Origin of the sequence: Virgibacillus sp. L01, assembly GCF_052246775.1 — a bacterium.
GTDB lineage: Bacteria > Bacillota > Bacilli > Bacillales > Amphibacillaceae > Lentibacillus.
The window spans coordinates 1-12589 of sequence record NZ_JBQQCP010000008.1 but is presented as its reverse complement, the minus strand read 5'-3'; the positions used below and the strand labels follow the sequence as shown (position 1 = coordinate 12589).

General features: G+C 36.8%; 12 protein-coding genes and 2 rRNA genes. 5 read left to right on the top strand and 9 right to left on the bottom strand.

Going from position 1 to position 12589, the window contains the following annotated elements; all coding sequences use genetic code 11:
* Positions 1 to 563: 563 nt before the first annotated feature.
* A complete protein-coding gene (gene trmB / locus ACTWQM_RS14530; RefSeq protein WP_443259073.1) occupies positions 564 to 1202 on the bottom strand; it encodes a tRNA (guanosine(46)-N7)-methyltransferase TrmB in 639 nt (212 codons plus the stop codon).
* Positions 1203 to 1280: 78 nt separating this feature from the next.
* On the opposite strand from trmB, the gene ACTWQM_RS14525 reads away from it, so the two are divergent.
* Positions 1281 to 1568: a YtzH-like family protein gene (locus tag ACTWQM_RS14525; protein WP_443258887.1), complete on the top strand. Its 288-nt coding sequence runs from the start codon at positions 1281 to 1283 to the stop codon at positions 1566 to 1568.
* Here the strand turns inward: ACTWQM_RS14525 and ACTWQM_RS14520 are convergent.
* From ACTWQM_RS14520 to thpR, 4 genes are all read right to left on the bottom strand, one after another.
* The gene (locus ACTWQM_RS14520; protein ID WP_443258886.1) at positions 1555 to 2370 is read right to left on the bottom strand and encodes a phosphotransferase; all 816 of its coding nucleotides are present in this window, start codon (positions 2368 to 2370) and stop codon (positions 1555 to 1557) included. The genes ACTWQM_RS14525 and ACTWQM_RS14520 overlap by 14 nt on opposite strands.
* A 187-nt stretch (positions 2371 to 2557) precedes the next feature.
* Positions 2558 to 3472, bottom strand: coding sequence for a diacylglycerol/lipid kinase family protein (locus ACTWQM_RS14515; protein ID WP_443258885.1), 915 nt, complete (start codon positions 3470 to 3472; stop codon positions 2558 to 2560).
* Positions 3473 to 4399: an NERD domain-containing protein gene (locus tag ACTWQM_RS14510; protein WP_443258884.1), complete on the bottom strand. Its 927-nt coding sequence runs from the start codon at positions 4397 to 4399 to the stop codon at positions 3473 to 3475.
* Entirely contained in the window at positions 4400 to 4963 is a 564-nt protein-coding gene (gene thpR, locus ACTWQM_RS14505; RefSeq protein ID WP_443258883.1) for an RNA 2',3'-cyclic phosphodiesterase, read from the bottom strand.
* Positions 4964 to 5083: 120 nt separating this feature from the next.
* Between thpR and ACTWQM_RS14500 the strand changes: the two genes are divergently transcribed.
* Complete coding sequence (locus ACTWQM_RS14500) at positions 5084 to 5302, top strand: DeoR family transcriptional regulator (protein ID WP_443258882.1); 219 nt, start codon at positions 5084 to 5086, stop codon at positions 5300 to 5302.
* Positions 5303 to 5323: 21 nt separating this feature from the next.
* Here ACTWQM_RS14500 and ACTWQM_RS14495 read toward each other — a convergent pair whose 3' ends face one another.
* Both ACTWQM_RS14495 and ACTWQM_RS14490 read right to left on the bottom strand, forming a co-directional pair.
* Positions 5324 to 6043 (bottom strand): pseudouridine synthase, encoded by a 720-nt coding sequence (locus ACTWQM_RS14495; RefSeq protein ID WP_443258881.1) that lies wholly within the window; start codon positions 6041 to 6043, stop codon positions 5324 to 5326.
* A 12-nt stretch (positions 6044 to 6055) separates the two neighbouring features.
* Positions 6056 to 7672: a putative polysaccharide biosynthesis protein gene (locus tag ACTWQM_RS14490; RefSeq protein ID WP_443258880.1), complete on the bottom strand. Its 1617-nt coding sequence runs from the start codon at positions 7670 to 7672 to the stop codon at positions 6056 to 6058.
* 224 nt (positions 7673 to 7896) lie between these two features.
* Here ACTWQM_RS14490 and ACTWQM_RS14485 point away from each other — a divergent pair, with 224 nt between their 5' ends.
* The 3 genes from ACTWQM_RS14485 to hemQ all read left to right on the top strand — a co-directional run bounded on the left by ACTWQM_RS14485 (position 7897) and on the right by hemQ (position 10421).
* Entirely contained in the window at positions 7897 to 9168 is a 1272-nt protein-coding gene (locus ACTWQM_RS14485; protein ID WP_443258879.1) for an NAD(P)/FAD-dependent oxidoreductase, read from the top strand.
* A gap of 74 nt (positions 9169 to 9242) precedes the next feature.
* Positions 9243 to 9425 carry a hypothetical protein gene (locus ACTWQM_RS14480; RefSeq protein ID WP_443258878.1) on the top strand — a complete coding sequence of 61 codons (183 nt, stop codon included), beginning with the start codon at positions 9243 to 9245 and terminating at the stop codon, positions 9423 to 9425.
* 252 nt (positions 9426 to 9677) lie between these two features.
* Positions 9678 to 10421: a hydrogen peroxide-dependent heme synthase gene (gene hemQ, locus ACTWQM_RS14475; protein WP_443258877.1), complete on the top strand. Its 744-nt coding sequence runs from the start codon at positions 9678 to 9680 to the stop codon at positions 10419 to 10421.
* A 1769-nt stretch (positions 10422 to 12190) separates the two neighbouring features.
* Here the strand turns inward: hemQ and rrf are convergent.
* Both rrf and ACTWQM_RS14465 read right to left on the bottom strand, forming a co-directional pair.
* A 5S ribosomal RNA gene (gene rrf, locus ACTWQM_RS14470) occupies positions 12191 to 12306 on the bottom strand.
* A gap of 180 nt (positions 12307 to 12486) precedes the next feature.
* Positions 12487 to 12589, bottom strand: a 23S ribosomal RNA gene (locus ACTWQM_RS14465); the annotation flags it as partial.

Sequence of the window (12589 nt, the reverse complement as noted above, 5' to 3'; positions counted from 1 at the left end):
TTCTACCTAATTATTAGTGTAGCTAAAGAATATATTTCGTGCAAATAATTTAGAAAATTAAGGTTTATCGTTAAACCATAGTCGCACTGATGAAATAAAAGTTACTTAAATTTCGCATCTATAGAATAAGCTTAAACAGCTATCTTGATAATCTCGGAACGTTTTTAATTGTTACCTTTTTTTGTACCCATAAGATAGAAACTGCGAATTACTTTTTAAAAAGTTTGAGCGTCATTTTGCCGCTCCGGAAATTTTATGCGTTCATTTTACGCTTCGAAAGTTGGGTTAATTACTTAACTGAGTTAATTTCATAAATACTTAAATTCATCATTTAGCCGGACAATTTTATGAACTACCGTTTTACCGTCCAAAATACTACTTTCGTTGATTTTCAATACGAGGGCGATTCTTGCGAGAATAGCATGAGCCTTGAAACCTCACGAGGAGGCTAAAGCCATTGCAGCGGAAAGCGTCTGTACGCAGTGGAAATTAACAGGCCAAGCACATTTGGATTACTGCTTTTTTTGATTCAACTACTAAAAAAAAGAACCCTTTGAAGAGTTCTAAGAAAATCGGGCTCGGCATCGGTAGATTACTTGTCCTTTAGCCGAAAATTTAGCTTCGTATTCTGTCATGACGTTTTCAGGATCCTCCGCTTTATGAAGATCCAAATTTACTTCTTTCAGGTCCATACCAAACTCGGAGAAACTAATAAGCGAGTATTCAAATAACCCTCGATTATCGGTCTTTAGTATAAGTTCACCACTGGGCTGCAGAACATCCTTATATTGTTCTAAGAACATACGGAAAGTTAACCGTCTCTTCTCATGCCGATTTTTTGGCCATGGATCTGAAAAATTTAAATATATGGAAGAAATCTCATTTTCTGCAAAAATCTCCCTTAACTTTTCTGCATTCTCGTTTATCAGTAAAATATTATCATGGTCTGATTGCATTAATTTCTGGGCTGCAGTTACAGCGATACTCTTTGCAACCTCAATTCCTATAAAATTGACTTCAGGAAATTGCTTAGCCATTCCTGCTAAAAATTGGCCTTTACCAGTACCTATCTCCAAATGAATCGGATTGTTATTACCGAAAACTTCACGCCACTTATTCTTTTTTTCTGATGGATCAGGAATTACAAAATGACTATTTTCTTTCAGGAAATCATCTGCCCATGGCTTATTACGTTGACGCACCATTAGCACCACGCTTTCTAGATATTTTAGCATAGAATAAAAATTATTGGTTAACACTATAAATTGAGGTGATTTCGATTGACACTAACCGTTCATAATCAATTAAGGTTACTGCAAGATATTTTAAGCGAACAAACAGAGGATTGCTGTGGTGAAATTTCAGAATATCAGCAAATAAAAAGACTAGTCCAAGCCATGATGGCAAACAACAGTATCTCTAATGAACAGCTACTTCAATTATTGCCAGAAATATATAATTACGGCCGGCAAGGTGAAATTGCACAAAATGATGCGGAACACATTACTACAAATCAGGAAAACATTGAGACCTGGGTAAGTGCTATCCAGCAGACTAGTTCAGAATAACGGACTTTACATGATAATTTAAGTTACTTAAGTCCTTTAATCTGCTATAAGCTTTATTCATTTCATTTCGTTCATTATGCCAGCATAAATAGGAAAGTGCATCTATCATTAAATACCAATAGATACGTTCAATTAACTGCTCATTTTTTGTTATACCGTAATGATGAAGCCACTCGTTCCAGTCCTCTTGCGGTATATACCATTTTAATACAAATCCAAAGTCCATTGCGGGATCAGCTATCATTGCATTATCCCAGTCAACCAGATAAAGCTGTCCCTTATTTGTTAGTAAAATATTATTATGATTCAAATCGCAATGACAAACTACCTGTTGTTGACCACGTGTTACCGGGAGTAATTGTCCAAGGTAATCAATTGCATTACGAATTTCATTATGTTGTTGCATCAGACCATTCGCTTTTACCTGTTCCTTTATTTCGGCAAATCGTTCATCTGGTGTGACGGCTTTTTTACCCATCCGCATAAGCATATGCAACAATTCAGAAGAGTTGTGTATTTTACGGATCAAAGAAGCTACCTGGTGATGTTGCATTTCCAATGGTTTAAGTTCTCTTCCATCAAGCCACTCCTGGGCAGTGACGACATCACCATTTTTCATCCGTTTTGTCCAAACAAGCTTAGGGACAATTCCCTCTGCAGATAAAACTGCCAGGAACGGAGAAGAGTTTCGCTTTAGAAACAGGCGCCGATTGTTATTTTCTGCTATATAGGCATCACCAGTCAACCCGCCGGCTGAGGTAACATTCCATTCTTTTCCTAGTGCTTGTTCAAGCCAATTCACCGTACATACCTCAAATCATCTATATATTAGCATCTTTTATTATTTAATCTTTTGCAAACTAACTTATCGTTGGATTATTAGAAAGTATTTTTCACTTTTGCCCATTTGTAAAAGAGTATTTATACTTTCTTAAAAAAAGAGACATGAGAATAGATTATAGGAATTTCTGATTAATTTCAAGCAAAATTTATGCTCCAACAATCTTAATAGCCTCTTGATGCTTCGTTATAACACAGGAGTAGCATTCACCTGTCTGCCCATCTACCTGATAAGGAATGCTCTTCTCTGAACTAATTTCAATACGAGTTGCTTCGAAAAGCTCTAGCTCTTTGAAGTTCACATGCTTCCCGCTAAATACTGTCATAAAAAGCCCTAGTACCTTCCATTTTGATATTGCATGAATGAGAAGAACAGGGAAAATGCCTGCTTGGACCTTGGCATTCGGTATGATTTTCATACCTCCTCCATAAAACGGATGATGCGCAATCGTTACCATCCAGCAATTTGAAAGCTTGTATTTTTTACCATCTGCAACTAACTCTATATTCATTGGTTTATAATAGAATAATACTTGTATAAGTGCTATTACATAACTAATTTTACCTAAGAAAAAAATACTTAATAGTTTTTTATATCTTGATTTATTCACAGCTTTTGCTATTTCTGCATCAAATCCAAATCCGATACTATTGACTATATTACGTGGGCTTTTCCCTTTTTCCTGATAACATCCCAGCCAGTATGGGCTGCTATTCTGACGGATAATGCGTTTAAAGATATCAACTGGTTTTCCTTTAATACCGCTTCCCCTTGCAAAATCATTTCCAGACCCCACAGGAATAAATGAAACAGGAACTACTGGTTCAGGTAGTCCATTTAATACCTCATGTAATGTACCATCACCGCCGATAACAACTACACAGGTAATCGTTCCTGAAAAATTAGCAGCCAGTTGTTCAACAATTTGCTCTGCATGTCCGAAGTATTCCGTGAAAAAGCACTGACTTTGTATTTGTTTAAATTCTTCTGTTTTTGCAATCTTTGAATATGCCTTCCTAGCCCCACCATGCCCTGCAGTTGGGTTTACAATGAAAATATACATTTACACATCCTCTTTACCGACCGAAAATGTATTAGTATCTTCTTCCCACTCTGGTCGCTTAACAAATGTAGATCTGCAATTTTTTAATAATAAATCTGCAATTTTTAGCTGACTGCTTTTCAAAGGCGACACAAGGCTTCGTTTTTCTTTAAACCACTTCTCATAACTATATTTCCCAATTATTTTCGTGTTAAATGGCTCAGAATGAAACTCAATATTATTGACTCGTGACAATACAACTTTATTAACCGGAAATTCAATATCTTCTATACTCAAAATACTTCTAACCAATTGTTCAGTACGCTTTAAAGCAATCATAGGACTCAATATTTTGGATTGTTCTTCTTTATCTTTTACTATCCATGTTCGCTCGTCATCCGCTACTATTTTTGCCTTAGGTTCCTCTTCAATTATATAAATTATTTCTATTCCAATAGGGCTAAGCAGGATAATTTCTCCATCAACAGGCGCGTTCTTTATATTAAAAATAGGATAATACATTAATAAATACGTATCAGGAAACCGTTGCAGAAAAAACTTAAGCCTGTCATCATGATAAAAACGCTTATCCATGAAGGAAACGTCCGTAACAGTTGATGTAGCCCATTTCAGTTGCAGTGGAAATAATTTATCCAAAAAATACTGCTTTAAATCCTTTTCTGTCTTTGGCAGGTTATTTTCTTCCTCATCTGAATCTTTCTCTTCAGCATGCCAATTACCCGTTTTAAAAAATGATTTCCATTTTGAAAAAGCTGAGTTCTGTTCCACGTGTCCCTCTTCTTCTGCTTCAACAGTGTTTTCATTTTCTGATTGATATTGGATTTTTTTCCAATTATCCTGCTTCAAACGCATATATTGACTTGGATAACGGTACGGGTTCCATTCATACCGGGATATATAATCCTGCAGCTTAATCAGTTGAGCCACTTAATCAACCTCCCCTTTTAGTTCATATGAAGCTACAACTTCATACTTTGGTGTTCTGGCAGGAAAAATTCGGTAAACGACAATCTGATTAACTACCAGGTCCAATCGCTCGTCATACTGTTCCTTTAACCCTGACAAACTTCCCTCTCCACCATTCCACTTTTTAGCAAGTGTTATGTGTGGAGAAAAAGAACGATTCTCTTTCTGGAAACCAGCTATTTCTGCAATGTCTTCCACAGCTTCATGTAATGCAGCCAAGGATTTTGTTTTTTCGACTCCTGCCCATAAAACACGTGGTTTTTTGGGATTACCGAAGAAACCTATTGATTCTGTGGTAATTTTAAATGCTGTTGTTTTTTTCAATACATTTAATGACTGTAAAAGCAGGTCAAGTGTATTGGAATTCACAGCCCCTAAAAATTTTAATGTGATATGTAAATCTTCCTTATTAGTCCACTGTTTGTAGGGAAGTTCTTCTTTTAAATTTATCTGCCATTTTAAAAAATGCGCTTTATGTCTTTCTTGCAGCGGGATAGCAATAAAATAGTGTGGTTCATTTGTCATATCCATTCCTCGCTTTTTAGAAAAAAGTATTTAAAATATTTCCATTTTTGGTGTAAAATAAAGATAACGATACAGATTCACTTACACCACAAGAGAATGAACTCATTAAGGAGTGGTTCTTTGAATCAACCAACATCCCGGATGCTAACCAGAGTTAAAGCTGTCTACCTTTATATTAGAGATAATGGGACAGTTTCAACGTCGGAACTGGCTGAAGAATTCGGAACTACCGACCGCACTGTTCAGCGTGACCTGAACGTTTTGGAATACAATGGTTTGGTACGTAGTCCTAATCGTGGCAGATGGAAAACAACAAGTAAACCTGTAAAAATATCTTAAAGTATTACTGACATTAACGTGTCAGTTCTTTTTTTGAGAAAGACAATACTCCAGTTCATCATTTGTTAGTTCGCGTACATCCCCTGATATAAGATTCCGATCAAGCTCTAACTCTCCCATTTTGACTCGCTTGAGATAAACAACTTTTTTATTGACTGCTTCAAACATACGTTTCACCTGATGAAATTTTCCTTCTGTAACAGTTACTTCAACTTCGGATTGAACATCAGCATGCAGAATTTTTAATTTAGCTGGCTTGGCCTGATACCCATCATCAAGCGTGATTCCATTTTTAAATTTTAAAATATCTTCTTCTGTAACATGTCCCATTATTTTAGCATAATAAGTCTTTCCCACATCTTTTTTTGGAGAAATAAGCTGATGCGCTAGCTCACCATCATTTGTAATTAGCAACAGGCCTTCTGTGTCCTTATCAAGTCTGCCAACAGGAAACGGATTAAAGAGCTGATAGGCTGGCTTCAGCAAATCAATCACCGTTTTGTCCCGATCATCTATTGTAGCCGAGACATACCCATTTGGCTTATTCATCAACAAATAAATATATTTTTGATACGTAACTATTTCTCCTTGTACCTTTATTATGTCCGATACTGTATCCACATGCATACTTCCATCTTTCACTATTTTCTCATTGACCGTAATATGCTTTTTTTTCAGTATTGCCTTTATATCTTTCCGACTGCCAAAACCCATGTTGGATAATAATTTATCAAGCCGCACGAATAAAACTCCTTACCTACGAAATATTTTGTCCAGTACACGCACACGATTACCCAATAATCGCTCCAGCAGTGTTGATTCATAGGCAAACCATAGATAGACTCCTCCACCTGCTAGTACTCCTGAAATTAACATAATAGTGGCTGACAAACGGGATTCTTCATATGCTAAAAATGTTCCAAATAATGCCTTTAGAATCCATATAGTAATACACATAATTATGGAAAATATACAAATCAATAAGAAGCGTTTAATTGTTTGTCTGAAAGAAAATTGGGTTGATGATTTGATCCGCCAAATATTCAGTAAAACTGCTGTTCCAGCTGCAAGGGCTGTCCCAAAGATTGCTCCTTTTGCCTCAAATATATGAATGAGCTGGATATTAAACAGTACCTTTACCAATAACCCACCAGATAAACTTACTACGGCAAAACGTTGCTGATTGACTCCCTGCAGTATTGCTGCTGTTACCGTAAATAAAGCAAATAATAACGCAACTGGTGCATACCAGCCCAGTAACGACCCTGTCATAGAAATGTGCTTCATTCCATAGAGAGAACCATATGCTACATCTGAAAGCATGGACAGGCCGACAACAGCCGGCACAACAAGAACTAATATTATTTGTAATGATTGGTTTATTTGCTGATTTAACTGCTGTTTATTATCCTTCGTAAAGGACTTTGTTAACGCTGGTAAAATAGCTAGTGATAACCCGGTAGCAATCGTTACAGGGATGATGACAAGCTTATGACCATACAAATTAATAGCAGAATAGACAGTATCGGAAATCTCCCCTTCCCCGATAGCTATCATCGCACGCTTAAAGGTAAATTGATCAACCAGCTGGTACAATGGAATTGCAATCCCTACTAGGACAAAAGGTCCTGCATAACTGAATAGTTCCTTGACTAGCTCTTTTTTTGGTATATCATGAGTGACGCGCTGTTGCTGGATCTGTTTTTGTATAGCTGGTTTGCGTTTACGCCAATACACGAATAAAACGACACAGGATGCTAAAGCACCAATTACAGCCGCAAATGTTGCAAAACCAACTGCAATAGGTATTGAATCAACTAAAGTCATAACGATAAACATTGCACTTAACAAAAAAATAATTCGAGCGATTTGTTCAACCACTTGAGAAACTGCGGTTGGCGCCATTGATTCATATCCTTGAAAAAAACCTCGGACAATACTCATTGCCGGAATAATCAATAAGGCAAAACTGACAGCTCGAATAACCATTGTCACATCAGCAATTGCAATCACACCAATATCTTCATTGGAAACGATAAAGCTTGCCATGAGTTCAGCGCCGAAGAACAAAATTAGGAAACCAAGAAAACCCGTAACAGCCATAAGGGCTATTCCTGCCTTAAACATGCGCATTCCGGTTTCATAATCACCCAGCGAATTATATTTAGAAACGAATTTCGAAACGGCTAATGGAACACCAATTGTGGATATACTAATTAAAATACTATATGGTGTGTAGGCATAAGCGTAGAGTGTCCCACCTGTTTCGCCGACAAGCATATTAAAAGGAATGACATAAATCATCCCGAGAAATTTAGATAAAAATGACGCACCAGTAAGTAACATAGTGCCTCTAACAATATTCGACATTATTTCACCTGCATCTATAAAAAATTACGTTTAAAGGTATTTTATCACAGATACTTCATATGTACGTTATAAATCGTTAAGGCAAACGGAAAATTATATTATTTTTGCACTTTTTATTAATACAAATTACTATTGATTTAAAAGTAAAATGAATGCATTATTCCTATTTTTCCTACATTAAAATCAAAATAGAGTTATGCTAGTAACGAAAGGGATGAAGGAAGTTGTCATATGATGTAATAATAATTGGAGGCGGTCCATCAGGTTTAATGGCCTCAATCGCTGCAGCTGAAAGCGGTGCAAAAACAATGTTAATCGAAAAAGGTAGAAAATTAGGTACGAAACTTGCTATTTCTGGTGGTGGCCGCTGCAATGTTACAAACCGGCTGCCTGAAGAAGAGGTAATTAAACATATACCAGGAAACGGTAAATTTCTATTCAGCCCATTCTCCGTATTTAACAATTACGATATTATCGACTTTTTTGAAGGAATGGGTGTTGGTTTAAAGGAAGAAGACCATGGTCGTATGTTTCCTGCATCAAATTCCGCAAAGACTGTAGTAAATGCATTAATTAATAAATTGGATGAACTGCATGTTGAGGTTCGCATGAGCACCCCTGTTAAAGCTGTTCATTATGATGAAAAAGAACATACCATTATTTTGGCTGACGATTCAAAATTACATACGAAGTCACTTGTTATAGCAGTCGGTGGCAGAGCTGTTCCTCATACAGGATCGACTGGTGATGGCTACGCATGGGCTAAAAAGGCCGGGCATACTGTGACTGAATTATATCCAACAGAAGTTGCACTTACTTCAAATGAACCATTTATTAAAAATAAAAGTCTGCAAGGGTTATCCTTACGTGATGTTGCATTAACTGTATTAAATAAAAAAAATAAGCCGATTATAACACACCAAATGGACATGATATTTACCCATTTTGGCATATCAGGTCCTGCGGTATTACGATGTTCCCAATTTGTTGTTAAAGAACTTATGAAAGGACGAAATGAAGTTCAAATGGTTCTTGACGTATTACCTGATGAAAAAGAAGAGAAGCTGGTACAATCCATTTTGACCGCTATGGAGGAAAATCCCAAAAAGTCCATAAAGAATATCTTAAAAGGAATGATTCCCGAGCGACTCCTTAATTATATTCTTAATGCGCACCAAGTAAGTGAGGAGCAAAAAGCGGCAACCATCTCCAAAGAAGTCATTCGAACAATCGTTCACCATATTAAACATTTCTCTTTCCATGTAAATGGATCACTCTCCCTGGATAAAGCATTTGTAACGGGCGGTGGAGTTTCCATTAAAGAAATTGTTCCCAACACAATGCAATCCAAAATTATGCATGGACTTTACTTTTGCGGTGAAATACTGGATATACATGGCTACACTGGTGGCTATAATATTACGTCTGCATTAGTTACAGGCAGATTAGCTGGTATCAATGCTGCACTCGAAACTGGTAACTATACTGGTATTTGATTCCTAACATGTTTTTAAGTTTTTGTGTCATCCTACTAATGTATGGCGATATTCTTAGGAAGGGTTGGTTTTTAATGCAGAGGAATGACATGTGGATACCTTTACTCGCTTCTTTGGGTGTTGGCGCAGCAACTTACTATTCGATGACTAAGAACAATCAGAACTTTGGTCAAACTATGCAAAAAATGATGCCTTTTGTTTCACAAATGAACAATGGCGGTAATCAGCATCAATCTGGTCCGAATGGAATGGGCTAACCATTATAGTAAGCGCACCCTCAGGGGGGCGCTTTTTTATTTAGCAGATACAAAAGTATAACTACTTTCTTACTGCATAAATGCAACTAAGGACTTCACCATTAAGGCTTGGCGATAAGTCAAGTTTTCTAATTAAAATCACAATTCCTTCACATTTGCAGATGAAAGCGTGATATTAATCACAATAAAATTGTTAGTCCAGTCGTATTATTTAAACTATAAACAGCATATTTAACTTAGGGGTGATTTTAAATGGTCGAATCTGTAACAACATTTGACGGATGGTATACACTACATGATTTTAGAACAATTAACTGGGAGAAGTGGCAAGAGGCCACAGAAGATGAAAGAAATAATGCTCTGAATGAGTTTAATAATTTGTTAAGTGGATGGCAAACTGTAGAAGACAACCAGGAAGGAAGTCATGCTCTATACTCCATTGTTGGGCAAAAGGCTGATCTAATGTTTATGGTTCTCCGTCCAACCATGAAGGACTTAGACAAGCTTGAAAGTCAATTTAATAAGACTGCACTTGCGCACTACACACAACCTGTTTATTCCTATGTGTCAATTATCGAGAAAAGCTCATATACAAAACCTGAGACAGACCCATACAAAGACCCTGCAATGCTGAAAAAACTTTATCCAACTATTCCTAAAACAAAATATATCTGCTTTTATCCTATGAGTAAACTCCGTGGAGAAATAAACAACTGGTTTACGTTGCCAAAAAAAGAACGTGGTCGTATGATGTTCGATCACATTGCAACAAGCAAGCCATATACAGAGGATGTTAAACGTATTATTACAGGGGCAATTGGCTTTGATGACTACGAATGGGGTGTTTCCCTTTTTTGTGATGATCCACTGAAGTTCAAAAAGCTTATATATGATACACGATTTGATGAAGTCAGTGCTAAGTATGCTATTTTCGGAACATTTTATATTGGGAACTATTTACCAAAAGAAGAAATTAATACTTATTTTGAAGTTTAGTCGGTTTATATGTAATTCCGGTGTGATGCTTCCACAGCTAAAGTATTGAGTTCTGAATTCATTTAACATGTATTGGATTTCCTGTTGATATTTATTGTTCCTGCCTGCCTTATTGCATCCATCGACAAAAAGCCAAATTTGGGAACACGATTCTTGTTTGTCAGGCGTAGTGACTGAAACGAGAGGGTAAAGGGACCGGAATATAAATTTCAAAATGATGAAGTGGATCGTGGTTCCGCTAAATTGGTAAAAAAGCTGGCCTAGAAGGTTGAAACGGATCCTGGTTCCGTTATTTACCCCAAAACAACGGAAATTGTGATTAAAAAGGGTGAATAGCGGAATGAGGATTACATAACATTATTAAAAAAGGCATCTTTCAGGAAATAACGGAATGAGGATCCGCAAATCAGCAAGGATAGTCCCGTTTAGTGAATAAATACATTTAAACGATCGGATGCCCGTTTGAAAATAAATAGCAGAAGTGGCCTGAACAAAAGCAAAGTAAAATCCGAACTATGATTCAAAATTCTTGAAATAGAATTCGAATTAGTTCGGATTTATTTGTTGCTATTAGATATTTAACTCAACTTTCGCATCTATAGAATAAGGCTAAACAGCCATCTTGGTAATCTCAAAACGTTTTTAATTATTGCCTTGACAACATTGATAAAAGTTTTTGTACACATTAGATATAAACTGCGAACTAACTGCTAGAATAATCTCTATAAACTCTCGAACCGCCGTCCGGGATCGCTCCGAGCAGATGCTTTCCGCGGGCAACGCTTCCGCTTCCTCGGAAGCCAAAACCGCTTCCTACGGGATCTTCAGCTGTTACTTCCCGCAGGAGTCACCACCTTTCTCTCACCTGGACTAGTTTAGTGCTGTCACACATATATTCTATAGCGATTTCTACTCGAGTCAACAGCAAAGGAAATACACGTAGACTCTTTTTAAACAAGTAAAAATCAATTCTCAGTTTTCATGCAATATTCACCTTATAGTGAAGAGTAACATATCATTTCACCTGTTATTCACTATATAAAGTAGGAATTAAATTTTCCAAAATATGTTTTTCAGCAGCCTCGAGCTGAGGCCTAGATGAGACTAGGCAGCGACGTAAGAGCAAGGAGGCTCATCAGCCGCCCTAGGTGCGCAAAGTGTATTTCCGGAGCGGCATAATGGCGCTCAAACTTTTTAAAAGTAATTCGCAGTTTATATTAACTACGTACCTTAATTCAAAGTCAACTCAAGTAGATTATGTTCAGCCTTTCTTATTCCTTCATAGTTTACGCGTTCATTTTACGCTGCTAAAGTTGAAATATTAATGTGACATAGTGAATTTTTTCACCACAATCACCAATGCAGTATCTGATCCAGCCAGCACTTTCGCAGTCTTACTTGCCATGGTCTCAAGGTTATGAGTACACAAATGCTGACCAAATTGCTTAAAACTGTCACTGATCAAGGTTATGAGAACCTGTTGAATATTTCCCCTTACTACATCACATTTATATCAGCTACGAGATCCAACCATTGAAAATGTACATTCTAGACATTCTATCCTGGTATTAATTGTCTTGATCCCAGCCTCTTAATTTATATTTAAATAACATTTATGCAAGTCTATATTCATTTTGGTGTGAAATTTTATGTATTGCGATAGGAGCCCATGTTTATTTATAAATTCTATAGAAAGCATTGTTTTGTGTAATCTCACTTACAATAAAAAGCCAGGATATGAATGATCATATCCTGGCTTTTTATCATTTGCCTGGCGGCGTCCTACTCTTGCAGGGGCAAAGCCCCAACTACCATCAGCGCTGGAGAGCTTAACTGCTGTGTTCGGCATGGGAACAGGTGTGTCCTCTCCGCTAATACTACCAGACCTGAAGAGTTTCATTCTTTGTTATTTATAAGACGTGAATAAATAATCAGAAAGTCTTTATCTTAATTTGCGAGACAAGATATATTATATGCATTTTCAAGAAAAAATGCAAGGGTTTTTTGTAAATTTGTACCCTAAAAACTAAATAAGAGTTTCACATCAACATTCCATCAGTATTAATTAGTTAAGTCCTCGATCTATTAGTATCCGTCAGCTCCACGTGTCACCACGCTTCCACCTCGGACCTATCAACCTCATCGTCTCTGAGGGATCTTACTCACTC

Bases quoted from the DNA above. Each gene is read 5' to 3' on its own strand.
- ACTWQM_RS14515 (WP_443258885.1), bottom strand. From the start codon at position 3,472: ATGTATATTTTCATTGTAAACCCAACTGCAGGGCATGGTGGGGCTAGG.
- thpR (WP_443258883.1), bottom strand. From the start codon at position 4,963: ATGACAAATGAACCACACTATTTTATTGCTATCCCGCTGCAAGAAAGA.
- ACTWQM_RS14490 (WP_443258880.1), bottom strand. From the start codon at position 7,672: ATGTCGAATATTGTTAGAGGCACTATGTTACTTACTGGTGCGTCATTT.
- ACTWQM_RS14480 (WP_443258878.1), top strand. From the start codon at position 9,243: ATGCAGAGGAATGACATGTGGATACCTTTACTCGCTTCTTTGGGTGTT.
- hemQ (WP_443258877.1), top strand. From the start codon at position 9,678: ATGGTCGAATCTGTAACAACATTTGACGGATGGTATACACTACATGAT.